This is a genomic window from Leucobacter chromiireducens, from assembly GCF_003917135.1.
In the GTDB taxonomy this organism is placed as follows: domain Bacteria; phylum Actinomycetota; class Actinomycetes; order Actinomycetales; family Microbacteriaceae; genus Leucobacter; species Leucobacter chromiireducens_A.
The window spans coordinates 1-24,126 of record NZ_RPDI01000034.1; the positions used below are offsets into that span (position 1 = coordinate 1).

Annotated in this window: 18 protein-coding genes and 1 other RNA gene; 14 read left to right on the forward strand and 5 right to left on the reverse strand. The window is 70.4% G+C overall.

Going from position 1 to position 24,126, the window contains the following annotated elements:
• The 4 genes from EGM46_RS12850 to EGM46_RS12865 all read left to right on the forward strand — a co-directional run.
• Positions 1 to 1,562, forward strand: a 1,562-nt coding sequence (locus tag EGM46_RS12850; RefSeq protein WP_164512900.1) for an ATP-binding cassette domain-containing protein, incomplete at its 5' end; no start/stop codon positions are given.
• A gap of 51 nt (positions 1,563 to 1,613) precedes the next feature.
• Entirely contained in the window at positions 1,614 to 2,192 is a 579-nt protein-coding gene (locus tag EGM46_RS12855) for a hypothetical protein (protein ID WP_125100538.1), read from the forward strand.
• A 28-nt stretch (positions 2,193 to 2,220) separates the two neighbouring features.
• Positions 2,221 to 3,783, forward strand: coding sequence for a flotillin family protein (locus EGM46_RS12860; protein WP_241156336.1), 1,563 nt, complete (start codon positions 2,221 to 2,223; stop codon positions 3,781 to 3,783).
• Positions 3,784 to 3,787: 4 nt separating this feature from the next.
• Positions 3,788 to 4,426 carry a PH domain-containing protein gene (locus EGM46_RS12865; protein ID WP_241156337.1) on the forward strand — a complete coding sequence of 213 codons (639 nt, stop codon included), beginning with the start codon at positions 3,788 to 3,790 and terminating at the stop codon, positions 4,424 to 4,426.
• A gap of 10 nt (positions 4,427 to 4,436) precedes the next feature.
• On the opposite strand, the gene EGM46_RS12870 is transcribed toward EGM46_RS12865, so the two are convergent.
• Positions 4,437 to 4,991, reverse strand: a complete 555-nt coding sequence (locus tag EGM46_RS12870) for a YqaJ viral recombinase family protein (RefSeq protein ID WP_241156340.1) — start codon at positions 4,989 to 4,991, stop codon at positions 4,437 to 4,439.
• 317 nt (positions 4,992 to 5,308) lie between these two features.
• Here EGM46_RS12870 and EGM46_RS12875 point away from each other — a divergent pair, with 317 nt between their 5' ends.
• Together EGM46_RS12875 and EGM46_RS12880 are read left to right on the forward strand one after the other, a co-directional pair.
• A complete protein-coding gene (locus EGM46_RS12875; RefSeq protein ID WP_125100541.1) occupies positions 5,309 to 6,043 on the forward strand; it encodes a response regulator transcription factor in 735 nt (244 codons plus the stop codon).
• 173 nt (positions 6,044 to 6,216) lie between these two features.
• Complete coding sequence (locus tag EGM46_RS12880) at positions 6,217 to 8,685, forward strand: HAD-IC family P-type ATPase (RefSeq protein ID WP_125100542.1); 2,469 nt, start codon at positions 6,217 to 6,219, stop codon at positions 8,683 to 8,685.
• 17 nt (positions 8,686 to 8,702) lie between these two features.
• On the opposite strand, the gene EGM46_RS12885 is transcribed toward EGM46_RS12880, so the two are convergent.
• On the reverse strand, positions 8,703 to 9,323 hold the full coding sequence (locus EGM46_RS12885; RefSeq protein WP_241156338.1) for a GyrI-like domain-containing protein: 621 nt from the start codon (positions 9,321 to 9,323) through the stop codon (positions 8,703 to 8,705).
• Positions 9,324 to 9,617: 294 nt separating this feature from the next.
• Here EGM46_RS12885 and rplJ point away from each other — a divergent pair, with 294 nt between their 5' ends.
• Complete coding sequence (rplJ, locus tag EGM46_RS12890; RefSeq protein ID WP_125100544.1) at positions 9,618 to 10,127, forward strand: 50S ribosomal protein L10; 510 nt, start codon at positions 9,618 to 9,620, stop codon at positions 10,125 to 10,127.
• 80 nt (positions 10,128 to 10,207) lie between these two features.
• The gene (gene rplL / locus EGM46_RS12895) at positions 10,208 to 10,591 is read left to right on the forward strand and encodes a 50S ribosomal protein L7/L12 (RefSeq protein WP_125100545.1); all 384 of its coding nucleotides are present in this window, start codon (positions 10,208 to 10,210) and stop codon (positions 10,589 to 10,591) included.
• Between the two features lie 70 nt (positions 10,592 to 10,661).
• Here the strand turns inward: rplL and EGM46_RS12900 are convergent, their stop codons facing one another.
• Positions 10,662 to 11,771: a hypothetical protein gene (locus tag EGM46_RS12900; protein ID WP_125100546.1), complete on the reverse strand. Its 1,110-nt coding sequence runs from the start codon at positions 11,769 to 11,771 to the stop codon at positions 10,662 to 10,664.
• Positions 11,772 to 11,950: 179 nt separating this feature from the next.
• Entirely contained in the window at positions 11,951 to 14,065 is a 2,115-nt protein-coding gene (locus EGM46_RS12905) for a glycosyltransferase family 2 protein (protein ID WP_241156341.1), read from the reverse strand.
• A 445-nt stretch (positions 14,066 to 14,510) separates the two neighbouring features.
• On the opposite strand from EGM46_RS12905, the gene EGM46_RS12910 reads away from it, so the two are divergent.
• From EGM46_RS12910 to ffs, 4 genes are all read left to right on the forward strand, one after another.
• Positions 14,511 to 16,085, forward strand: coding sequence for a chitinase (locus EGM46_RS12910; RefSeq protein ID WP_125100548.1), 1,575 nt, complete (start codon positions 14,511 to 14,513; stop codon positions 16,083 to 16,085).
• A 130-nt stretch (positions 16,086 to 16,215) separates the two neighbouring features.
• On the forward strand, positions 16,216 to 17,952 hold the full coding sequence (locus tag EGM46_RS12915; RefSeq protein WP_125100549.1) for an ABC transporter ATP-binding protein: 1,737 nt from the start codon (positions 16,216 to 16,218) through the stop codon (positions 17,950 to 17,952).
• Positions 17,952 to 20,039 carry an ABC transporter ATP-binding protein gene (locus EGM46_RS12920; protein WP_125100550.1) on the forward strand — a complete coding sequence of 696 codons (2,088 nt, stop codon included), beginning with the start codon at positions 17,952 to 17,954 and terminating at the stop codon, positions 20,037 to 20,039. Before EGM46_RS12915 ends, EGM46_RS12920 begins: the two co-directional genes overlap by 1 nt.
• Positions 20,040 to 20,052: 13 nt before the next feature.
• Positions 20,053 to 20,149: signal recognition particle sRNA small type (gene ffs, locus EGM46_RS12925), an RNA gene on the forward strand.
• Positions 20,150 to 20,334: 185 nt separating this feature from the next.
• Here the strand turns inward: ffs and EGM46_RS15015 are convergent.
• Complete coding sequence (locus tag EGM46_RS15015; RefSeq protein ID WP_241156339.1) at positions 20,335 to 20,934, reverse strand: MarR family winged helix-turn-helix transcriptional regulator; 600 nt, start codon at positions 20,932 to 20,934, stop codon at positions 20,335 to 20,337.
• Positions 20,935 to 21,046: 112 nt separating this feature from the next.
• On the opposite strand from EGM46_RS15015, the gene EGM46_RS14870 reads away from it, so the two are divergent.
• Positions 21,047 to 21,787, forward strand: a complete 741-nt coding sequence (locus EGM46_RS14870) for a hypothetical protein (protein WP_206427577.1) — start codon at positions 21,047 to 21,049, stop codon at positions 21,785 to 21,787.
• 164 nt (positions 21,788 to 21,951) lie between these two features.
• Positions 21,952 to 24,072 (forward strand): phosphate acetyltransferase, encoded by a 2,121-nt coding sequence (gene pta / locus EGM46_RS12940; protein ID WP_125100551.1) that lies wholly within the window; start codon positions 21,952 to 21,954, stop codon positions 24,070 to 24,072.
• Positions 24,073 to 24,126 lie beyond the last annotated feature (54 nt).

The window sequence follows — 24,126 nt, forward strand, 5'->3', positions numbered from 1 at the left end:
AGCCCGGGACCGCCGAGCCCGGCGCCGTGCGCGTCACGGGCCTCCGCATCGCGGCCGGCGCCGAGCTCGTGCGCGGGATCGACCTCGCGGCCGCGCCGGGCAGCGCGCTCGGCATCGTCGGCGAATCGGGATCGGGGAAGAGCCTCACGCTGCGCGCCATCCTCGGGCAGCTGCCGGCCGGCGTGCGCGTCACCGGCGGCGAGATCGCCGTCGGCGGCCCCGTCGGGATGGTGTTCCAGGACCCGCTCACCGCGCTCGACCCGCTCACCCGCGTCGGCGGCCAGCTGCGCGCCGCGGTGCAGGCGGCTGGCGGCGGGGCGCTGGGCCGGGCGGCGGCGGACGCGCGCGTCAGCGAGCTGCTGCGCGACGTGCGGCTCACGGATCCCGATCGGATCGCACGCGCATACCCGCACGAGCTGTCCGGCGGGCAGCGGCAGCGCGTGGTGATCGCGCTCGCGCTCGCGGGCGATCCCGCCGTGCTGCTCTGCGACGAGCCGACCACCGCGCTCGACGTCACCGTGCAGCGCGGTGTGCTCGCGCTCCTCGCCGAGCTGCGCCGCGCGCGCGGCATGACGCTCATCTTCGTGAGCCACGACGTCGCGGTGGTGGCCGAGCTCTGCGACGAACTGCTCGTGATGCGCGATGGGGAGATCGTGGAGGCCGGCGCCACCGCCGAGGTGCTCGCGGCACCGGCGAGCGCACCGGCGCGCGAACTGCTCGCCGCCGTGCCCAGGCTGCCCGCCGTGCGCGTGGCCGCGGAGCCCAGCCAGGAACCGCCGCGCGCGCAGGCGCCAGCCGGCGACCGGGCGACCGACGCGGCGACCGCCGAGATCGAGCTGCGCGAGGTGGCCCTGCGCTACGGGGACACCGTCGCCGTCCCCGACGCCTCGTTCGCGGTGCGCCGCGGCGAAGCGCTCGGCATCGTCGGCGAGTCCGGCTCGGGGAAGACGAGCCTCGCGCGCGCCATCGCCGGCCAGCTCGTGCCAGCGGCCGGCGACATCCGGTGGCGCGGCGCGGCGCTGCCGGCGCACCGCACGCAGGCCCAGCTCCGCGCGATCCAGCTCATGCCGCAGGACCCCGCCTCCTCGCTGAACCCGCGGCTCACCGTCGGCCAGACGCTCGGCGAGCTGTTCCGCGTGCACCGGATCGTGCCCCGCGACGCCGTGCGCGACCGCGTCGGTGAGCTGCTCGCCAGCGTGCGACTCGATCCGGCGCTCGCCGCAGCGTTCCCCCACGAGCTCTCGGGCGGGCAGCGGCAGCGAGTTGCGCTCGCGCGGGCGCTCGCGCTCGAACCGAGCGTGCTCGTCGCCGACGAGCCGACGAGCGCGCTCGACGTCGCCGTCCAGGCGCAGGTGCTCGAGGTGCTGCGCGCGCTGCAGGCCGAGCTCGACCTCACCGTGCTGCTCGTCTCCCACGATCTCGCCGTCGTGCACGAGTTCTGCGACCGGGTGCTCGTGATGCGCGGCGGCGAGATCGTCGAGCAGGGCGGTCGAGAATTCTTCGCAGCGCCCCGCTCCGCGTACGGCCGCGAACTCCTCGAAGCGGTCCCGCGGCTCCCCTAGGCGCTGCGCGCTTGCTACGCTCCAAGGAGAAGCGTTGAGAGGAGGTGCCGGATGGACGGCATCATGAGCTGGCTGGATGGGCTGATCGACGGCTCCCTGATCGCGGGCGGCGTCTTCCTCATCATCGGCGTCGTCGGCGGCGTGCTGCTGCTCATCTCGCTCGTGCTCGACGGGATCTTCGACGCGTTCGACTTCGGTGACGGGCCGCTCAGCCTCACCACGATCGCCGCGTTCACCGCGATCTTCGGCTTCACCGCGTTCGCTCTCGTCGGGGCCGGCCTGCCGACCCCGGTCGCCGGGACGCTCGGCGCGGCCGCCGGCGTGCTCGGGGGCGCCGCGGCGTGGTGGCTCAGCCGGGTGATCCGCAGCGCAGAGTCGACGACCGCGGTCTCCGGCGAGGATCTCGTCGGCAGCTCGGCCAGCGTGGTGCTCGCGATCCCGGCGGGCGGGCTCGGCGAGGTGGCGCTCGTACGTCACGGCGAGCGCGTCTCACTCTCCGCAACCGCGGACTCCGCGATCCCGCGCGGCGCTCAGGTGCGCATCGCGCAGACCATCACGGCAACATCGGTGCGCGTCGAACCGGCGCCAGCGGCGGCGCCACCGGCACCACCGACCCCACCCACCGCATAGCCCCCACCCGGGAGAGGACATGTTCGTAATGACCCCCGCAATTGTTGGAGTGTTCGGCGCCGTCGTCGCGCTCGTGCTCATCGCCCTCGTCATCATCAAGCGCTACCGCATCGCGAAACCCGATGAGGCGATCATCGTCACGGGCGGCAAGGGCAAGGAGGTCAAGACCGCGGACGGGAGCACCGTGCGCGACATGTCCGGCCAGAAGGTCGTGACCGGCGGCGGCGTGTTCGTGCTGCCGTTCGTGCAGAAGTCGTTCACGATCTCGCTGCGCTCGCGCCGCCTCTCGATCACCACGGAGGCGCAGACCACCGACGGCATCACCATGCAGGCGCAGGCCGTCGCCGTCGTGAAGGTGGGCGGCTCGCAGGAGATGATCCGCGCCGCGGCCCAGCGCTTCCTCTCGAACTCGGACGAGATCGACGAGTCGACGCAGGAGGTGCTCTCCGGCTCGCTCCGCTCGATCATCGGCGGCCTGACCGTGCTGCAGATCATTCGCGACCGCGCCGTCGTGGCGCAAAGCGTGCTGGAGGCCGCCGAGGAGGCGCTCACCAAGCAGGGCCTCGTCGTCGACACGCTGCAGATCCAGGAGATCCGCGATGGTGCCGACTACATCACGAACATCGGCCGCCCCGAGGCCGCGAAGGTGCGCCAGGCCGCCGACATCGCCGAGACGAACGCCTACCAGGCCTCCGAGGAGGCGAAGATCTCCGCGGAGAAGGTGCTGCTCGATCGCAACCGCGAACTGAAGCTGCGCCAGGCCGAGATCCAGGCCGAGACCGACAAGGCCAACGCGCAAGCGCAGGCGGCCGACCCGCTCGAGCAGGCGATCCAGCAGCAGGCGATCGTCGAGCAGCAGCAGATCACCGCGCAGAAGGAAGTGGCGCTGCGCACCGAGAAGCTGAACGCCGACGTGCGCGCCGTCGCCGAGGCGGAGGCATACCGGGTCGAGGCGCTCGCCAAGGCCGAGGCAGCCGCGTCGGTGTCGGCCGCGGAGGGCCGCGCGAAGGCGGTCGAGCGCGAGGGCCTCGCGAGCCGCGCCGCGCGTATCGCTGCCTCCGAGGCTGTCGCCGCGGAGGGCCGCGCCGAGGCCGAAGCGATCCAGGCGAAGGGCACGGCCGAGGCCGCGGCGATCGACGCACGCGCTCGCGCGCTCGAGACGCAGTCGCAGGCGGTGCTCGCGCAGGAGCTCATCCACCTCCTGCCGCAGATCGCGAACGAGTACGCGCAGGCGATCGGCGCGATCGACAACATGACGGTCGTCTCAGCCGACGGCACCTCGAAGGTGGCCGGCGAGGCGATGGGCAACATCAAGGGCCTGCTCGAGATGGCGAAGGACACCGTCGGCATCGACCTCGTCGGCATGCTGAACGGCGCGGTGACGGGGAACGCGGCCGGCGCGGCTGCCGGCCGGGCCGCGAGCGCCGCGGCAGCGGAGTCGCCGGTCACCGTCGCCGCCGACGCCAACGCGGAGCGCGCGCAGGAGCAGGCCGCGGAGCCCGCAGCCGCGATCGCCGCCGAGCCCGCGCCGGCCGCGGCGCCCGCCGCCGAGGCCGGTGCGGCACCCGCGCAGGCTGAGCAGGCAGAATAGGGGTATGGCTTCCCGTTCCGCGCGCTCACTGACCGCCGAGGTCGATGCTGCGCTCGGGCCGGTTCCCGCGAGCTACGAGCAGCCCGAGGTGGTGGTGCTGCGCTTCCGGCGGCACGGCAGGCGGCTCCTCCTCCCGGCGATCGTGCTCATCGCGATCGCCGGGCTCGCGGGGTTCTGGGTCGGCCAGTTCGCCACCGGCTGGGTGAACCTCGCCGCGGCGCTCGGCGCCGCCCTGTTCGCGCTGCTGCTCGGCGTGCTCCCGATGCTGTCCTGGCTGGCCGGCCGTACGACGGTGACGACGCGCCGGGTGATCGTGCGTCGCGGCCTGTTCGTGCGGCACCGCACCGAGCTCGCGCTCGGCCGGGTGCGCGAGGTGCGCCAGCGCCGCAGCATCGGGCAGCGCTTCTGGGGCGCAGGCAACGTTGAGCTGCTGCACGGGGCGGAGAAGCTCGTGCTCGACGACGTGCCCGGCTTCGCGGTCACCGCCGACGCGCTGCACGAGCTCATGGAGCGCAGCTTCGCGCACGAGAGCCGCCGTCAGCAGGTGCTTGGCGCGCAGCAGTACGGCGTGCAACAGCCCGGGATCCAGCAGCCGGGGGCCCAGCCCTTCGGGGCCGGCGGCTTCGGCCCGAGCGCCTCGTAGGCCTGCGCGCCTAACTCGTCCGCGCGATCAGCGTGTTGATGAGCTGCCCGGCGAGCGACACCAGCCGCGCAATCTCGTTCTCGTCGCGCTCGATCCAGCGGCACTCGGGATCACCGACCGGCACGAAATTCTCGTGCCGCTCCCAGACCATGAGCGTGCGCTCGGCACCGAGCACGTACTGCTGCCACCACACCTGCCGCAGGTAGTGGCGTGGGATCGTGCGCCACTCCTTGTTCGTCGTCTTGATCTCGGCGAGCTCGATCGAGCCGGTCTCGCGGAGCACCAGCCCGTCGGGGGTGGCGAGGTGCCGCAGGTCGGTCGGCGCGTGGTACAGAGCCTGGCTGGGGGAGATCCCGTACTCGCGCAGCACCCAGCTCGCGATCTCGGGCTCGCGCGCCTTGCCGTGGTCCGTGTACACGTTGCCGCTGAACCTGCTGCCGTGCAGTTTTTCGGTCGCCGCGGTCTCGATCGAGCGCGGCGTGGAGAGCTTCGCGACGTCGGTCGCGGTGATGCCGCGCGCCCTCGCCTGGAGCCACGCCATGCGGTCGGTGCCGTCGGTGACCATTCGGGTCAGGTAATGCGGTGTAGAATCGGACACCCGTCCAGTCTCCCACGGACTTCGCCGTGGTACGGACGTCGCCATGGTGGGGGACGTCATCCGATACCCGGCCCCGAGACCGACTGTACGCCAGCCCAGCACACAGGGCGTACTCAGCGATTTCTATGACCGGGATCAGGCAGTGGCAGTAGGCTCAAAGCGAGTTTTCGCCTTATTCCCGTCGAGCGGTCGCGAGAACCGATTCATTGGGATATGGACGAAGCCCGAGCGCAGCGCGCTCGCGACCCCTACCCGCGCAACGCCGAGAGGAACTGACAACAGCCATGGATTCACAGAATCTGACGCGCGCCGACGGGGGAAAGATCCGGGCGCTTGTCGTCGACGACGAAGCATCGATCACGCAGCTGATCGCAATGGCGCTCCGATACGAGGGGTGGGAGGTCGAGACCGCCGCGACGGGCCAGGAGGCCAGCGACAAGATCCGCAGCTTCCGGCCAGACGTCGCCGTGTTCGACATCATGCTTCCCGACTTTGATGGGATGCAGCTCCTCGCGCGCGTGCGCGGCGAGGGCGACATGTTCCCCGTGCTCTTCCTCACCGCGCTCGACTCGGTGGAGGATCGCGTGAACGGTCTCACGGCAGGCGGCGATGACTACGTCGTGAAGCCGTTCAGCCTGGAGGAGCTCATCGCGCGCCTCCGCGGACTCGTGCGCCGCTCGCAGATCACGCTCGCGCAGCAACCGGACCCGGTGCTGCGCGTCGGGGATCTCACCCTCAACGAGGACAGCTACGAGGTGGCGCGCGGCGGCGAGCCGATCATGGTCACCAACACCGAGTTCGAACTGCTGCGCTACCTCATGCGCAACCCCAACCGCGTGCTCTCGAAGGCCCAGATCCTCGATCGAGTGTGGGCGTACGACTTCTCGGGCAAGTCGACCGTGGTGGAGCTCTACATCTCGTACCTCAGGAAGAAGGTCGACGCCGGTCGCCCGCCCATGCTGCACACCGTGCGCGGAGCCGGCTACATGCTGAAGGCCGCCGCGGAGGGCGCTGCGTAAGCATCCGCACCGCAGTACTGCATCGGAGCCGCCAGGCGCACGCAACGCGTACGCCTGGCGGCTCCGCGTTGTCCGTGGCGCGTGTTCCGGAAACCCGGAAACTTCACTGATGGGACCCGTATTTTCCCGTGAATGCCAGGGAGGGGCGCCGCCGGTCTCCTAGGCTGTTTCGCATGGAGTTGACTGGGATGCGCGGGCTGAGTGCTGCCGAGGCTGAACGCAGATGGGAATCCGGGCAGGGAAACGCCGCACCAGACGGTTCGAGCCGATCCCTCTGGGAGATCCTCGCCGCCAACGTGTTCACGCTGTTCAACGGCATCGTGTTCGCGGGCTTCGGCATTCTGCTGCTGCTCGGCCGCTGGCAGGACGCGCTCTTCGGGCTCCCCGCGCTCTTCAACACCGTCATCGGCGTGGTGCAGGAATTCAACGCGAAGCGCACCCTCGACCGGCTCGCCGTGCTGAACGCGCCAACCGCGCGGGTGCTGCGGGACGGCGTCGCCGTCGAGATCCCGCTCGAGCGCGTGGTGCTCGGTGACGTGCTGGTACTCCGCACGGGGGATCAGGTCACCGCCGACGCGCGCGTCGTCGACACCGACCACCACGGGCCCGGCGGGCTCGAGGTCGACGAGTCGCTCCTCACGGGCGAGTCGGACCCGATTCGGAAGCGGGCGGACGACGAGGTGCTCTCCGGCTCGAGCGTGGTCGGCGGGACCGGGCTCGCCGAGGTGGTGCGCGTCGGCGCGGACTCGTACGCGGCGAAGCTCACCGCGGAGGCGCGGAAGTTCTCGCTCGTGCGCTCGGAGCTGCGCGGCAGCATCGATCGCCTGCTGAAGTGGATCACGTGGGCGCTCGCGCCCATGATCCTGATCGTCGCGAACGGCCAGATGCAGTCGCAGGGCGGCTGGGCCGTGGCCCTCGCGAACGGCGCGTGGCGCGAAGCGGTGGTCGGCGCGGTCGCCGCGGTGATCGCGATGGTGCCGCTCGGGCTCGTGCTCGTGACGAGCATCGCGTTCGCGGTGAGCGGGGTCACGCTCGCGCAGCGCCAGGTGCTGATCCAGGAACTGCCGGCGGTGGAGGGGCTCGCGCGCGTCGACGCGCTGTGCCTCGACAAAACCGGCACCCTCACCACGGGCGAGATGCTGTTCGATCGCGCGATCCCGCTCACCGAGGTGGCCGGCTGGCGCGGCGTGCTCGGGCACATGGGCGGCGCGGCCGACGCGAACGGCACCGCGCGCTGCCTCGCCGAGCCGTTCGGTGACGCGGCCGGCCCGGAGTGCGCGGTCGCGATCCCGTTCAACTCCGCCCGCAAGTGGAGCGCGGTGGTCGTTGAGGCGGGAGCCGGCGCGAGCGCGGGATCCGGCGCTGGCGCCGCCGCGGAGCGCCCGGCCGCCGGCACCTGGGTGCTCGGGGCCCCGGAGTTCGTGTTCCCGGACGCGAGCGACCCGGCGGCCGCCGCGGCGCTCGCGGAGGCCGGCGCGCTCGCGGCGGCGGGCGCCCGCACCCTCCTCCTCGCGCACAGCGCACTGGCCGCGCCCCCGGCGGAGCACCCCGAGCTGCCGGCCGGGCTGCGGCCGGTCGCCCTCCTCACATTCCGCGAGCAGGTGCGCGAGGACGCGGCGCAGACCCTGCGCTACTTCGCCGAGCAGGGCGTCGACGTGCGCGTCATCTCCGGCGACGACCCGCGCACCGTCGCGGCGGTCGCGCGCACGGTGGGGCTCGAGTGCCCGGAGGGGCGCGACGCGCGTACGCTCCCCGAGGACCTCGACGAGCTGGGCGCCGTGCTCGAGCGCGAGCGCGTCTTCGGCCGCGTGACCCCGCACCAGAAGCTGCAGATGGTGCACGCGCTGCAGCGCCGCGGGCACGTCGTCGCGATGACGGGCGATGGGGTCAACGACGCGCTCGCGATCAAGGAGGCCGACCTCGGCATCGCGATGGACACGGCGGCGCAGGCCACGAAGGCCGTCGCGCGGCTCGTGCTCCTCGACGGCCGCTTCGACCGCATGCCCGGCGTGGTCGCCGAGGGGCGCCGCGTCATCGCCAACGTCGAGCGCGTCTCGATGCTGTTCCTCACGAAGACGAGCTACGCGTTCGCCATCGCGGTCGTGTTCGGCCTCCTGGCCTGGGCGTTCCCGTTCCTGCCACGCCAGCTGTCGATCACGGACGGTCTCACGATCGGCATCCCGGCCTTCTTCCTCGCGCTCATGCCGAACGCCGCGCGCTACCGCTCGGGGTTCCTGAAACGCTCGCTCGCGTTCGCGATCCCCGCTGGCCTCGTCGTGACGCTCGCGCTCATCGCGCTCCACATCGGAGCCGAGCGCCTCGGCGGCATCACCCTCATCGAGCTGCAGTCGGCCTCGACGCTCACGCTCGCCGGGGTGGCGCTCTGGGTGCTCGCCGTGCTCGCCAGGCCCGTGCACCTGTTCCGCGTCCTCATCGTGCTCGCGATGTACGCGGGGCTGGGGCTGATCTGGCTGATCCCGATCGCGCGCGAGTTCTTCCAGGTCACCTGGCTGCCGAACGAGCTGGGCGTGCTGGTGCTCGGGATCGTCGGCGTCGGCATCGTGCTCATCGAGGTGCTGCGCGCCTGGCACCTGCGCCTCATCAGGCAGCAGGAGGCGGTGCAGCTGCAGGCGGCCGTGTAGCCCGACCCGGCCAGCGCTCAGGCCGGCGCGATGGGCTGCCGCAGAATCGTGCGCATCCGCTCCGGGACCGTGCGTCGCCGGTCGGTCAGGTAGATCTCGTGGTGGGTTCCCGTCATCTGCGCGCCGAGCCCCGGGATCACGGTGTCGTGCATGTGTGCGAGGGTGTCGGCCTCGTCGTCGAAGCTGCCGACGTGCAAGGTCTGCACGCAGGGCCCCTCGTCGAGCACGGCGAGGCGCACGTCGGCGAGGCGCGCGGGCGGGGTCTTCCCGGCCGCAATGCGCTGCCGGCTCGCCTCGACGTGCTCGGCCCCGATCCACTCGGGCACGAGGATCATGAGCGTCCAGCTCCATCGTGACTTATCGCGCGCCGAGGTGAATGACGCCATGTCCTCCGCCCACCACAGGCCCTCGAGCGGCGGCACGACGTAGTCGCGGCCCAGCTCGAGCTTGCTCGCGAACTTGAGCTTGTACGCGAGGGGATAGAGCGCCGCCACCGCCTCGCCGAACGCCGGCGAGGTGTTCGGGTCGCCTGCACCGTCGATCATGAGGTACTGCATCGGCGGCACCGTGAGCTCGCGGAACGCGCCCCGCCGCGCGGCGTAGCTGTCGAGTTCCTGAGTGAGATTCACCTTGTCCACGTGTGCTCCTCTCGCGCGGGATCCCCGCTCGGCCATCTCCGCAGCGTATCCTGTGCGGAGGAAGTGTGCTACAGTTGTCCACGGCCAAAGACCGCCGGTAGGGTTCGCAAGGATCCCGGAACGTCTGCGAGAGCAGAGACCAGCGCAGGTGCAGAACTCCTTGACCGGTGGATTTCCCCGGGTTCATGAAGCTCCGTGCGTGCGCGCCGGAGCTTTTTTCGTATGAGAAGCGCTCCGACAGGCACGGCCCTCGAGTGGCAGCCGCCGCTCGGGTACAACAAGCTAGGGAGCGCCATGGCTACGAAGGACGCTACGGTCGCCGATCTTCAGCAGAAGTTTGAAGAGTCGGGCGCCGTTCTGCTGACTGAGTACCGCGGTCTCACGGTTGCTGAGCTGCGGGAACTCCGCAACAGCATCCGCGAGCACGCGACGTACGCTGTGGCGAAGAACACGCTGACCAAGATTGCGGCCAACAACGCCGGGATCACCGCATTCGATGACGAGCTCGCCGGTCCTTCGGCGCTCGCCTTCGTGCACGGTGACACCGTCGCGGTCGCCAAGGCTCTGCGTGACTTCGCCAAGGCACACCCTCTTTTGGCGGTAAAGGCTGGCTACTTCGATGGCAAGCCGCTTACCGCCGCTGAGGTAGGCAAGCTCGCCGATCTCGAGAGCCGCGAGGTGCTGCTGGCCAAGGCCGCAGGCGCCATGCAGGCCTCGCTCGTCGGTGCAGCACAGCTGTTCGCTGCCCTGCCCGCCAAGGCCGCACGCGGCTTCGGCGCGCTGCAGGAGAAGCAGGACGCGTAAGGAACGGCTCACGCCGTTTCACGTACAACAACCCCGCCTGAGGCGCGTCAGCGCCTCGGCACACATCAAGGAGATACACCATGGCTAAGCTTTCGACTGAAGAGCTGCTCGAGCAGTTCAAGGAGCTCACCCTCATCGAGCTCTCCGAGTTCGTGAAGGCCTTCGAGGAGACCTTCGACGTTTCCGCTGCTGCTCCGGTTGCTGTCGCTGCTGCTCCCGCTGCAGGCGGCGCTGCTGAGGCAGTCGAGGAGAAGGACGAGTTCGACGTCGTCCTCGAGTCGGCTGGCGACAAGAAGATCCAGGTCATCAAGGTTGTGCGCGAGCTCACCGGCCTGGGCCTTGGCGAGGCGAAGGCTCTCGTCGAGGAGGCACCCAAGAACGTGCTCGAGGGCGCGAAGAAGGATGCTGCCGAGGAGGCAAAGGCAAAGCTCGAGGAGGCTGGCGCGGGCGTCAAGCTCGTCTAAGCTCTTCGCACTTGCGAAATGAGGGGGCCCGCTCGGTGAGCGGGCCCCCTTTTTTGTGCGCGTCGCGCGGCTAGACCGCGAAGCGGGTCTCGGCGCCGTGCGCGCCCCCGCCAGGAACTTCTCCGGCGCGCAGCACCAGCACGCGGCCGCCGTGCTGGAGCACCTGCGCTGCGATCTCGTCGATGAGGCTGCGACCGGGAGTCGACTCCGCGGCGACGCTCCCCGTCGCCACGTCGAGGGTGCCCTCCGGCCTGGCCGCCATGTCAACGTAGAGCGTACTGATTGCCCCCGCGATCGCCGAGCGCGCGATATCGGTGAGGTCGGTCACCGCGCGCCCGGCGGCGCGGCGCGTCTCGAAACGGTCGCGGAGCTCCGAGAGCTCTGCCGCGTAGTGCGCGTCGAGGAGCGAGCGGGCGGCCGCATCGAGCTCGGCGGCGCTGCGCTCGTCCGGGTTGCCGTCGATCGAGGCGGCCAGCAGTCGCGACGCCGAGGTGACCGAGCGGAACATCCCGTCGAGGGGTTGCGTCGCCGCGAGGATGAGCGGGCGCTCCGTTCCCCGCAGCTGCGGCGCGATCGCGCGATCGACCGCCCGCGCGTAGCCGAGGAGGCGGGTCGTGTGCCCCTCCGGGCTGTGGAGGCGGCGCCGGTGCGCGTCGATGCCGGGATCCTCGACGCCCCACGCGTCGAGCAGGTCGCTCGGCAGCCCGGGCACGTCGACCTCGGTGCCACGCCCCGCCGGGCCGATGTTGATCAGGCGCACCGCGTTCTGGCTGAGCGCGAGCACGGAGGCCTGGTGCGGGAACGTAAGCGTGCGCAGCAGCGGCACGATGCGGAAGTGGCGCCCGGCGAACCACTCGGTCTCGAGCTCGTTGGGCAGCCGGTAGCTCACGACGCGGTCGGGGCTCGCGAACACCACGAGGCTGTGCGAGAGGTAGCGCCACAGGTGCTGATCCTCATGCAGGGCCCGCAGCCCAGCCTCGGTGCGATCGCGCTCGACCGCGTCGCCGCCCTGGTCGGCGAGGCACCCGATCGCTTCGCTGATGAGCGTGCCGAACGTGATGCGGTTGGCCTCCGCCTCGGTGGTGACGGGTGTCGTGCGCAGCACGATGGTCACGAGATTGGCTCGATCAATGTGAGCGAGCTGCTCGATCTCCGCGTGCTGCGGGATATCAGTGTGCACTGTTATTTCCCCTTCGCTAGGTGCGGAGGGTGCGCGTGAGCGCGCCCCACCGCATCGCTTCCCCTCCGTGGAAGGGCCTCCGCGGAAGGGCCGTGCTCCCACCCTGCCTCACCGAGCTGAGAAAGTGAATGGGGCCGGGCGAACTGCGTGCACTCAGTGCGGGATCGGACCGCAGCCGCTCAGCGTGCGTCGGAGGAGTGGCGTGCAGCCCTGCGGCGCGCGCGCCCGCTCGGTTGGACCACCTCGACCGGCGCGGTCGGATCCTGCACCTCGGTGCGCACCGTGCTCAGTCGGCGGCGGCGATCACTCGTGCGCGCGAGATCGCGGCGCAGCCGGCGGTCACCGTGGTAGAGGATCGCCTGCCAGTTGATCGTGGCCGTCGGATCGACGAGCGACTCGCGCTTCGCGCGCTTCGGCTTGATCGGCACGTACAGCCAGCCGATGAGGCCGAGCGTCGCGTCGGCGATCGACGCGCGAATGCCGATGTAGGCGACGATCGCCCACCCGGCCATGATCGCATTGAACGAGGCGAACGCCGCGTTGCCCCAGTTGCCGACGGTGAAGTCGCGCACCGCGGTGAGCACGGAGAACGCCACGATGATGAACGGGAGCGTCACGTAGATGCCGGGGGCCGCGGTGCGACCCACCACCTTCGGCGTGCGCGCGAACGGGATCTTCGCCCCCGTCGCCCCCTGCTGGATCGACTTCAGCACGCCAGCGAGGTTCACGGGTAGCAGGATGAGGTTGAAGCCGTAGATGCGGAAGATGTCGCCGAAGCGATGCCCGCTCGCGCGGAGGTCGAGCCCCATCGAGATGAAGTAGGGGAGCGCCGCCGCGATGACGAGCGGGCTGAGGAGTCGCGAATCGAACGGGAAGAACAGCAGGAACAGCAGCCCGAAGCTCGCCCACGCGAGCGAGGACATGTAGTTGCTGCGCAGCATCTTCTCGGTGAGCCGGACCCGCTCGGAGCCGTGCTTTCGCGCCCGGATCATCTCGAAGAACTTCGGCATGATGAGCAGACCGCCGTTGGCCCAGCGGCGGCGCTGCACCACGAGCGAGCCGAAGTCCGGTGGCGTCGCGCTGTAGCTCAGCCGTTCGGGGTAGTTCTCCAGCGTCCAGCCGTGGAGCCCGAGGTCGATGCTCGACTCAGTGTCCTCGATGACCGTGCGATCCTGCACGTACGTGGTGATCTCGAAGCCGCCGACGGTCTGCGTCACCGCGATATCGTCGAGCGCCTCGGTGCGGATCACCGCGTTCGCGCCCACCCAGAACGTCGCGTTGAAGTACGTGAGCCCCTGGTGCTGGATGTGCTGCAGATCGGTGGTGGCGCCGGCGATGCGCTCGATACGCGTGCTCGCGCCGCGGAACGAGGAGTACGGGGTCTGCGTCACGGCGACCCGCTCGTTCTCGGGCTGCTCGAGCAGGTAGACGAGCCGCAGGCAGTACTCGCGCAGCAGCTGCGAGTCGGCGTCGAGGGTCAGCAGGAAGCGCGAGTCGGGGATCACGAGATCCGCAGCTGCCGGATCCTCATCGACCCCGAGTTCCTCGAGGATCTGCTCGCCGGTGTCGCGCACGATCCGGTAATTGCCGCCCATGAGCGAGATGTACGAGTTGAGATTCATCGCCTTGTTCGGCTCCTGCGAGAGCGAGGCGTACTGCTTGCGCTCGAACGAGCCGAGGCGCGCGCTGAAGATCCACACCAGGCGCTGGTGGAGCTGCCGCAGCCGCTCCCACTCGGGCGCTGCCCCCTGGTCGTGCGCCGCGTCGAGCGCCAGCCTCGTGAGACGGAGATCGTTGGAGAGGCCGAGCAGCACGTACTCGGCGAAGAACTCGCCCATGTGTTCGTCGATCTGCTCGGTGCCGGCGAAGCGGTCGAGCCACCCGGCCGCGGCAGCGTACGCGTCGGCCGCGCGCTTCGCGTCGAGGGGGCCGGGCACCGCCGGGGCGTCGGCGAGGAACGCGTCGAGCGCGGCCTGCGCTGCCGCGCGCGGCTCCTCGAGCTCCGCCTCGATCTCGCCGAGCAGCCCACGCGTGCGCTCGAGCCGCGCGAGCGGCTCGCCCGTGAGCCCCTCGGCCTTGTCGTCGATGAGCAGCACGATGCGGATGTCGGGAAACTCCTGCAGCGCGGCAGACCACAGCGTGTACCGCACCACGTCCGGCTCTTCGTCGTAGCTCGGGATCAGTACCGTGACGCGATCATCGGAGCGCGCGAAATGCTCGTCGAGCAGCGCGCGCTCCACGCGCCGGTGCTCGCGGAACCGCACGAGCGCACCGTAGCGCGCGGTGAGGTACATGATCGCCGAGAACGTGAGCGCCGTGACGGTCAGCCCGTACACCCACGTCTGCAGGTGGAAGACGAACGACTCCTGCGGCCCCTCGATCACCATGCGAATGATCGTGGTGAGCATGTAGAGGAACCACGACACCACCGTGATGACGATGGCGAGCCTGGCCCACACGATCGCTGCTGGCGATGGGCGAGAAGGGACGATCGCGAGCGGTTCGGCGCGGAGCTCAGCGCCCCACTGCCTGCGTCGAGCGCGCTGCGGAGAGCCGTCGGTCACGCGAATCCTCCATCCCCATGGTGGTGCGCTCCTCCACAGGTCGCGCGACCCGGATTATCCCGAATCTCGATGATCCGGCCCCGAGTGTGTCACGATAATCCTATCTGGGATGACGTCGATCGGGTATGTCCGATCACGGGAAGCGTCATGCCCGCCAGCACACGATGGGGATGTCATGTCGAAGTGGTTTCCGGGACGCAAGCTCTCATGGTTCCGGCTGACGCTGCTCATGATCGTCGTCGCGGCGCTCGTCGGCGGCGGCATCTTCGGCTGGGGCTGGTGGCAGGATCAGCGCGAGGCGAGCGAGCAGCGCCCGTGGAGCGACGGCTACGTCGACGTGACCGCGACCCCGAGCTTCCCCTTCGAGAGCCCGGGCAGCACCGGGCCGAAGAACGTGGCGCTCGCGTTCGTGGTCGGAGATCCGGACGCCGCGTGCAGCCCGGCGTGGGGCGGCGTCTACGGGCTCGATGAGGCCGAGCAGATGCTCGACTTGGATCGCCGCCTCGCCCGCCTGCGCAACCTCGGCGGCTCCGCGCTCGTGTCCTTCGGCGGCCAGGCGAACTCGGACCTCGCTCTCGAGTGCACCGATCCCGATCGGCTCGCCGACGGCTACCGGCAGGTGGTGGAGCGGTACGAGCTCGCCAGCATCGACATGGATATCGAGGGCGAGCTGCTCGGCGACCACGCCGCGATCGAGCGCCAGGCGCGCGCCATCCGTGCGGTGCAGGAGGGAACGAGCGACGGGCTCGAGGTGTGGCTGACCCTGCCGATCGCTCCCAGCGGCCTCACCGCCGATGGGCTCGCCGCGGTGCGCACGTACCTGCAGGCCGGGGTCGTGGTCGCCGGCGTGAACGCGATGACCATGAACTACAACTCGGGGCTCGACGAACCGCTCATCGACACGATCCTCGGTAGCCTCACCGGGCTGCACGGGCAGCTGCGCACGCTCGCGCAGGAGGAGGGGACCCCCGTCGGCGAGGCAACCGCGTGGAGCAAGATCGGGGCCACCCCGATGATCGGGCAAAACGACGTGCGCGACGAGGTGTTCACGCTCGCCGACGCCCGCGCGCTCTCCGCGTTCGCGGCGGAGCACGGCATGGCCCGCCTGTCGATGTGGTCGCTGAACCGGGACCGCGAGTGCGACAACAACTGGCCCGATCCCAAGCAGGTGTCCGACTCGTGCAGCGGCGTCGACCAGGGCGATGAGCGCTTCTCGCTGACGCTCGCGGGGGAGCGCAGCGGCGCGATCGTCCAGCCGAAGCCGTCGCCGCAGCCGGAGACCCCGGAGCACGGCGAGGACGTCGACGACCCCGAGACGAGCCCGTACCCGATCTGGAACAGCGACGCGGCGTACCCGGCCGAGACGAAGATCGTGTGGCGGCGGAACGTCTACGAGGCGAAGTGGTGGACGCAGGGCGAACAGCCGGACGAGACCCCGGAGAACGGCGCGCAGCCGTGGCGTCTCCTCGGCCCCGTGCTGCCCGGCGAGAAACCCATCGAGCGCCCGCAGCTGCCGGCGGGGGCGTACCCCGACTGGGAGCACGGCACGGAGTACCGGCAGGGCGATCGGGTGATCTTCGACGGCATCGGATTCGAGGCGCGCTGGTGGACCAAGGGCGAGAGCCCGGACGCCGCGCTCGTGCTGCCGCAGAACTCGCCATGGCGGGTACTGAGCGACCGCGAAGTCGCCGCGGTGCAGGGCGGAAAAACGCCAGATGAGAGCGCAAGCCAGGCGGATACCGCGGGGTAACTCCTGAATTCGGGAGAATTCGTCGCATCTGGGCCCTGGCGGTGGTAGTGTTTTCGCCTGCTCCGTCGTTCGTGTGTCACGCCTGCCCCGCGTGAAACTTCGACGATTGGCGCGCGACGAAAGGATCCTCGTGGCCCTCATTTCACTGACGTTGCGACACGCGAAACGGTACTGGCCGTTCGTGGTCGCGGTGCTCGTGCTGCAGCTGCTTTCCACCATCGCAGCCTTGTGGCTGCCGAGCCTCAACGCTCAAATCATCGACAAGGGAATCGCGCTCGGCGATACCGGCTTCATCTGGCGCACCGGTGGCTTCATGCTCATCGTGTCCCTCGGCCAGCTCCTCACCGCGGTCGCCGCCGTGTACTTCGGCGCGCGCACCTCCATGGGGATCGGCCGCGACCTGCGCCGCGAGGTCTACCGCAAGGTGGACTCCCTCAGCACCCTCGAGGCGACCAAGTTCGGCGCTGGCACGCTGATCACCCGCGGCACGAACGACGTGCAGCAGATCCAGATGCTCGTGCTCATGACCCTCAACTTCATGGTGTCGGCGCCGATCATGGCGATCGGCGGCGTGATCATGGCGCTCCGCGAGGACGCAGGCATGTCCTGGCTCGTCTGGGTGTCGGTCGCCGTGCTCGCCGTGATCGTCAGCTTCCTCGTGTGGCTGCTCCTTCCGCTCTTCCGGAAGATGCAGGACCGCGTCGACGCGATCAACGGCGTGCTGCGTGAGCAGATCATGGGCATCCGCGTGGTGCGCGCCTTTGTGCGCGAGAACTTCGAGGCGGACCGCTACGAGACCGCCAACCGCAACATCACCGACGTGTCGGTGCGCGTCGGCAACATCTTCGTGCTCATGTTCCCCGTGATCATGATGGTGCTGCACTTCGCCACCGCGGCCGTGCTGTGGTTCGGCGGCCACCGCGTCGAGGCTGGCGTCGTGCAGATCGGCTCGCTCACCGCCTTCCTGCAGTACCTGCTGCAGATCCTCATGGCGGTGATGATGGGCGTGTTCATGACGATGATGATCCCGCGCGCCGTCGTGTGCGCCGAGCGCATCCGCGAGCTGCTCGACACTGAGTCGACCCTGTCGTTCCCCGATCGAGAGACGGTGGTCACCCCGCAGGCCGGTCGCATCGAGTTCAGCGGTGTGACCTTCGGGTTCCCCGGCGCCGAGCAGCCCGTCATCCGCGACGCGACGTTCGTCGCCGAGCCAGGGAAGACCACCGCGATCATCGGCTCGACCGGCGCGGGCAAGACCGTGCTGCTGAACCTCATGCTGCGCCTCTACGACGCGCAGCAGGGATCGATCACGATCGATGGCGCGCCGGTTGCCGCGCTCACGCGCGCGCAGCTCGCCGAGACCGTGAGCCTTGTGCCGCAGCGCCCCTACCTCTTCTCCGGCACGATCGCCTCGAACCTCCGCTTCGGCAAGACCGACGCGAGCGAGGCCGAGCTCTGGGACGCGCTGCGCGTCGCGCAGGGTGAGGACTTCGTACGCGAGAAGGAGCTCGGCCTCGAGGAGCCCGTCGCCCAGGGTGGCACGAGCGTGTCCGGCGGCCAGCGGCAGCGCCTCTCGATCGCGCGTGCGCTCGTGGCGAAGCCGCGCGTGTACCTGTTCGACGACTCGTTCTCCGCGCTCGACGTTGCGACCGACGCGCGCCTGCGCGCCGCGCTGCCGAGCGCCACGGAGGGCGCGACGACCATCATCGTCGCGCAGCGCGTCTCCACGATCACGGAGGCCGACCAGATCCTCGTGATGGAGGCCGGCGAGATCGTCGGCCGCGGCACCCACGACGAGCTGCTCGCGAACAACGAGGTGTACCAGGAGATTGTCCGATCGCAGCTCGAAGAGGCGGAGGCGGCGTAATGGCCAAGAAGGACCGGAAGCCCGCGAAGTCCGCGGCCGTCGAGGAATTTGAACTCCCCGACGATTACCAGCCCGACAACGACGACTGGACGGGTGGCCAGCCCGCCAAGAAGGCGAAGCACTTCTGGCCGGCGGCGAAGCGCCTCGTGGGGCTCCTCGCCCCCGAGAAGTGGCTGTTCGCGCTCGTCGTCGTGCTCGTCATCGGCTCCGTCGTGCTCACCGTCATCGCGCCGAAGATCCTCGGCCAGGCGATGGACGTCATCTTCAACGGCGTGCTCGGCAAGGACCTCCCGGCCGGGGTGCCGCTCGAGCAGATCATCGCGGTCGCCCGCGACCGCGGCGAGGACCAGTTCGCCGACATGCTCGAGGGCTCCGGCGTGGTGCCTGGTCAGGGGATCGACTTCGGCCTGCTCGGCCAGCTCATCCTCGTGGTGCTCGGCCTGTACCTTGTCGCGTCGTTCCTGATGTGGCTGCAGGGCTTCCTGCTCAACAAGCTCGTGATGCGCGTGGTGTACCAGCTCCGCCAGGACATCGAGGCGAAGATCAACCGGCTGCCGCTCAGCTTCTTCGACGGGCGCCAGCGCGGCGACGTGCTCTCGCGCGTCACCAACGACGTCGACAACATCCAGCAGGCGCTGCAGCAGGCGCTCTCGCAGCTCGTGCAGTCCCTGCTCACCGTGATCGGCATCACCGCGATGATGTTCGTGGTGTCGTGGCAGCTCGCGCTCATCGCGCTGATCGCACTCCCGCTCTCCGGCATCATCGCCGGTGTGGTCGGCGTGCGCGCGCAGAAGCTGTTCGTCGCGCAGTGGAAGTACACGGGCGACCTGAACGGCCACATCGAGGAGTCGTTCACGGGCCACGAGCTCGTGCGCATCTTCAACCGCGACGCCGAGATGGCTGAGGAGTTCGACCGCCGTAACGAGGGACTCTTCACCGCGGCGTACAAGGCGCAGGCGCTGTCGGGCACCATCATGCCGGCCATGCAGTTCGTGCAGTACCTGAGCTACGTGCTCATCGCCGTCGCCGGCGCGCTGCGCGTCACCGCCGGCCAGATGACCCTCGGCGACGTCACCGCGTTCATCCAGTACTCGCGCGAGTTCGCGCAGCCCATCGGTGAGATGGCCGGCATGGCGAACATGCTGCAGTCGGGCGTCGCCTCGGCCGAGCGGACGTTCGAGCTGCTCGACGCCGACGAGCAGGATCCCGACACCGCCGACGCCGATCTGCCCGACCGCACGGACGGGCACGTCGTGTTCGAGAACGTGAGCTTCAGCTACGATCCCGAGCAGCCGCTCATCGCGGACCTGTCGCTCGAGGCGAGCCCGGGTCACACCGTGGCGATCGTCGGGCCGACCGGGGCGGGCAAGACGACGCTCGTCAACCTCGTGATGCGCTTCTACGAGCTCGACGGCGGGCGGATCCTGCTCGACGGCGTCGACATCACGAAGCTCTCGCGCGCCGAGCTGCGCGGTCACGTCGGCATGGTGCTGCAGGACGCGTGGCTGTTCGACGGCACCATCCGCGAGAACATCCGCTACGGCAGGCTCGACGCCACCGACGAGGAGGTCGTCGCTGCGGCGCAGGCCACCATGGTGGATCGCTTCGTGCGGCAGCTGCCTGACGGCTACGACACGGTGATCTCGGAGAACGGCTCCTCGCTGTCCGCCGGCGAGCGCCAGCTGCTCACGATCGCGCGCGCGTTCATCGCGAACCCGTCTCTGCTGATCCTCGACGAGGCGACGTCCTCGGTCGACACGCGCACGGAGGTGCTCGTGCAGCAGGCGATGAGCGCGCTGCGGAGCGATCGCACGTCGTTCGTGATCGCGCACCGCCTGTCGACGATTCGTGACGCCGACACCATCCTCATGATGGAGAGCGGCAAGATCGTTGAGCAGGGCACGCACGAGGAGCTGCTCGCGCGGGAGGGTGCGTACGCCGCGCTCCACCAGGCGCAGTTCGCCGGCGAGGTGGACGAGGCGCGCGCCGAGGAACTCCTCACGGGAGCGATCCCGGTCGCGACCGGCCCGGTCGAGGTGCCCGCGGCGGGCGCCGACGCGCCGGAGCGTGCGGTGAGCGAGGAATAGTCCGCTACACTGGAACGGCTCCCTACGTGGCGCTATCTCGAGGAACTCCCCCAGGTCGGAAACGAAGCAAGGGTACTCGGGCTCTAGCGGGTACGTAGGGAGTCTTTTCGTTTCGGGGGCCCCGCGCCGCGCCTGCCCGCCCCCGCCCGCCAGTCCGTCCCCCTACACCCCGCGCCGCGGTGCGGATCGGGGTCACTTTGGCAGGGTGTCGCGACTCCAGCCTCGGCGACACCCTGCCAAAGTGACCCCGATTCCTTGGGGGCGGTGGGGTGGAGGGCGCGGGTGAGGTGGGGGGCTAGGGCTGGGGGTCGTGCTGCGGCCACGCCGCCGCGAGCTTCGTGAGCAGCCGCGCGAGCTCCGCGCGCTCGGTCGGCTCCAGCGCGGCGAGTGCGGCGCCCGCCTCTGCGCGCTGGCGCCCGCGGAAGCCGTGCACCGCGCGCTCCCCGGCCTGCGAGATGCGCACCCGAGTGCGACGCGCGTCCTCCGGATCTGCCTCGCGTGCCGCGAAGCCCCGCTCCACCGCCTGCTGCACGAGGCGCGACGCCCGCGGCTGATCCACGCCGATCTCCCCGGCAATCTCGCTGACGGTGAGCGGCGTCGACGCGTGCGCGAGTGTGCTCAGCAGCCGCAGCAGCGCCGGGCCGCCGAAGCCACCACGGCCACCGCCAGGGTGCCGCCCGCGCGGATCACGCCAGGGCGGCCCCTCCGCCCCGTCGGCGTCCTGCGGCCCGCCAGGGTGCGGCTCGTGCGGGTGCCCAGGGAGGGGGAAGCCACCGCCCGGGCCGTCCCCGCGGTGGGGGCCACGGCGACCGCGGATGCGCGCCAGCGCCCCGATGATCGCGTCGACCTCGGGGCCCTCGGTGGGGTCGTGCTCGGCTGCAGGGGTGGTCGTCATGCAGGAAATTTTACATGCCTCTTGACATGCAATCGACTACATGTCATCATACATATACATGCACAATGACATACATCGTGGGCAGGGCGCCCACACCGAAAGGACATCACTCATGACGAACGCACATGATTCTCATACTTCTGCCCCGCAGTCCGACGCGAGCGAGCGGTCACTCGGCTACTGGCTGCGGGCCACCGCGACGCTCATGGCGCGCGAGACCGAGGCGGCCCTCGCCGCCGGGGGGACCACGCGCCGCGAGCACCGACTGCTGACCGCGCTCGCCGGCGGCACCGAGCTCCCCGAGCGACTGCGCGAGCGGCTCGAGCGCGGCGGCAAGCGACTCTTCACCATGGTCGAGCGCGGCCTCATCGTCCGAAACGACGAGGGCTGGCAGCTCACCGCAGCGGGCGAGGCGGTGCGCGAGCGCGCCGACACCGCGATCCGGGACGCGCGGGATCGCGTGGCCGCTTCGGTCCCCGAGGCCGACCTCGCCACCACCCTGGCAACGCTCGAGGCGATCTCGCGCGAGCTGGGCTGGACCGAGGAGCTGCGGCTGCCGCGCGGCGGACGAGGCTTTGGGCGTGGCCGCGGCTTCGGCCGGGGCCACGGGCACGGCTTCGGCCACGGCCACGGGCGTGGCCACGGTCATCACCCGCACCACCACGGCCACCCGCACCACCCGGGCTTCGAGCACCACGGTGCGCCCGAACACCACGGTGCGCCCGAGGGGCACGGCAACTGCGGCCACGGGCGTGGGCACGGGAAGGGCCACGGCGGGCGCGGGCGTGGCGGCTTCGAGCGCGGCTTCGCTGCGGGCTTCGCCGCCGGGCAGCGCCCCGACGAGGCACGCTGATCCCGATCAGCTTCCATTCGTGACGCCGGGCCAGGCATGGGCGGCCGCACAGATCTTCTGCGCGAGCCGCCTTGCCTGGCCCGGCGCCGGCGTTTCTGCGGGGCGCCGCGCGAGAACCGTGCCGCCTCACGCGCCAGCCGGGCGTGCCGCCTAGACTGAAGGCTGTGGCAGCGAGCATCTATCTGACGTCAGCCGAAGGCCGAACGGGCAAGAGCGCGGTGGCGCTCGGAGTCTTGGACGCGCTCCGCGCGGACGCGCCACGCGTCGGCGTGTTCCGTCCCCTCATTCGCTCCGCGAGCGAGCGCGACCGCGTGCTCGACATGCTGCTGCGGCGCGCCACCGCCGACGTCGCCTACGAGGACTGCGTCGGCGTCACCTACGACGACGCGCACGCCGACCCCGACGCCGCGATGGCCCGCATCGTCGCCGCGTTCCAGTCGCTCCGCGCCCGCTGCGACGCGATCGTGGTGGTCGGCTCGGACTTCACCGACGTCGCCGCCCCCACCGAGCTCGCCTTCAACGCGCGGATCGCCGCCAACCTCGACACCCCCGTGCTGCTCGTGCTGGGCGGCCGCGCAACGGAGCAGGCCGAATACCTCGGGCAGCAGCCCGCACGCACCCCAGCCGACATCGCCCAGCTGGCCGAGCTCGGGCTCGCGGAACTCCAGGCCGAGCACGCGACGGTGCTCGCCGCACTCGTGAATCGCGCCGATCCCGATCAGCTGTCCGAAATTGACCGTGCCGTTGCCGCCGTGCTGCCGGCAGGGACCCCCGTGTGGTCGATCCCCGAGGAGCTGCTGCTCGTCGCCCCGCCGGTGTCCGAGGTGCTCGCGGCCGTCGACGGCACGCTCGAGCGCGGCTCTGCCGAGCTGCTCGCCCGTGAGGTGCGCGACGTCGTGGTCGCCGGCATGTCGATGGAGAACGTGCTCCCGCGGCTGCTCGAGGGCTCCGTCGTGGTGATCGCCGCCGACCGCTCCGAGACGCTCCTCGCCGTCACGATGGCGCACGAGGCGCCGACGTTCCCCACGATCGCCGCGGTGGTGCTGAACGGGGAGTTCGCGCTGCCAGCCGACGTGGCCCGCCTGCTCGACGGCGTCGATTCGACGCTGCCGATCATCCGCACGCACTCCGGCACCTTCGACACGGTGCGCCGCATCTCCTCGGCGCGCGGGCTGCTCACCGAGGAATCGCCAACCAAGTTCGACACGGCGCTCGCGCTCTTCGCGCAGCACGTCGACACGACCACGCTGCGCGAGCGGCTGCGCCTCCACCGGGGCGGGGTGCGCACGCCCGTCATGTTCGCGTACGAGCTGTTCGCGCGCGCGGCGGCCGCTGGCTCGCACATCGTGCTGCCCGAGGGGCACGACGACCGGATCCTCCGCGCCGCGAGCACGCTGCTTGCTCGCGGCACCGCGCGGCTCACCCTCCTGGGCGACGCGGCAGCGATCCGGAAGCGCGGGGGAGAGCTGGGCCTCACCCTCGACGCCGCCGAAATCATCGACCCGCTCACCTCGCCCGAGCGTGAGCGCTTCGCCGCCGAGTACGCGCGGCTGCGCGCGCACAAGGGGGTCACGCACGAGCAGGCCTGGGACGTCATGGCCGACGGCAGCTACTTCGGCACCATGATGGTGCAGCTCGGCCTCGCCGACGGAATGGTGTCCGGAGCCGCGAACACCACCGCGCACACGATCCGCCCGAGCCTCGAGTTCATCAAGACGAAGCCGGGGGTCTCCGTCGTGTCGAGCGTGTTCTTCATGGGGCTGCGCGACCGGGTGCTCGTGTACGGCGACTGCGCCGTGAACCCCGATCCCACCGCGGCGCAGCTCGCCGACATCGCGATCTCCTCGGCGGAAACCGCCGCCCAGTTCGGCGTGGAGCCGCGCATCGCGATGCTCTCGTACTCGACCGGGGAGTCCGGCACCGGCGCAGACGTCGACAAGGTGCGCGAGGCCACGGCGCTCGCGAAGGCCGCGCGCCCCGAGCTCCTGATCGAGGGCCCTATCCAGTACGACGCCGCGAGCGACCCGGCCACCGGAGCATCCAAGATGCCGGGATCCGAGGTGGCCGGCCGCGCCACCGTGTTCATCTTCCCCGACCTGAACACCGGCAACAACACATACAAGGCGGTGCAGCGCTCGGCGGGCGCCGTGGCCGTCGGGCCGGTGCTGCAGGGGCTGAACAAACCCGTCAACGACCTCTCGCGCGGTGCGACCGTTGAGGACATCATCAACACGGTGGCCATCACCGCGGTGCAGGCCGGCATGCGGGACGGAGCAGACGCGTGACCAAGATCCTCGTCATCAACAGCGGATCCTCCTCTTTCAAGTACCAACTGATCG

What these genes read in the sequence shown, in the direction of transcription:
- rplJ (WP_125100544.1), top strand. Translation starts at nt 9,618, where the DNA reads ATGGCTACGAAGGACGCTACGGTCGCCGATCTTCAGCAGAAGTTTGAA.
- EGM46_RS12870 (WP_241156340.1), bottom strand. Translation starts at nt 4,991, where the DNA reads ATGGTCACCGACGGCACCGACCGCATGGCGTGGCTCCAGGCGAGGGCG.
- EGM46_RS12905 (WP_241156341.1), bottom strand. Translation starts at nt 14,065, where the DNA reads ATGTACCTCACCGCGCGCTACGGTGCGCTCGTGCGGTTCCGCGAGCAC.
- EGM46_RS12875 (WP_125100541.1), top strand. Translation starts at nt 5,309, where the DNA reads ATGGATTCACAGAATCTGACGCGCGCCGACGGGGGAAAGATCCGGGCG.
- EGM46_RS12865 (WP_241156337.1), top strand. Translation starts at nt 3,788, where the DNA reads ATGGCTTCCCGTTCCGCGCGCTCACTGACCGCCGAGGTCGATGCTGCG.
- rplL (WP_125100545.1), top strand. Translation starts at nt 10,208, where the DNA reads ATGGCTAAGCTTTCGACTGAAGAGCTGCTCGAGCAGTTCAAGGAGCTC.
- EGM46_RS12860 (WP_241156336.1), top strand. Translation starts at nt 2,221, where the DNA reads ATGACCCCCGCAATTGTTGGAGTGTTCGGCGCCGTCGTCGCGCTCGTG.
- EGM46_RS14870 (WP_206427577.1), top strand. Translation starts at nt 21,047, where the DNA reads ATGACGAACGCACATGATTCTCATACTTCTGCCCCGCAGTCCGACGCG.
- EGM46_RS12855 (WP_125100538.1), top strand. Translation starts at nt 1,614, where the DNA reads ATGGACGGCATCATGAGCTGGCTGGATGGGCTGATCGACGGCTCCCTG.
- EGM46_RS12910 (WP_125100548.1), top strand. Translation starts at nt 14,511, where the DNA reads ATGTCGAAGTGGTTTCCGGGACGCAAGCTCTCATGGTTCCGGCTGACG.
- EGM46_RS15015 (WP_241156339.1), bottom strand. Translation starts at nt 20,934, where the DNA reads ATGACGACCACCCCTGCAGCCGAGCACGACCCCACCGAGGGCCCCGAG.
- EGM46_RS12880 (WP_125100542.1), top strand. Translation starts at nt 6,217, where the DNA reads ATGGAGTTGACTGGGATGCGCGGGCTGAGTGCTGCCGAGGCTGAACGC.
- EGM46_RS12920 (WP_125100550.1), top strand. Translation starts at nt 17,952, where the DNA reads ATGGCCAAGAAGGACCGGAAGCCCGCGAAGTCCGCGGCCGTCGAGGAA.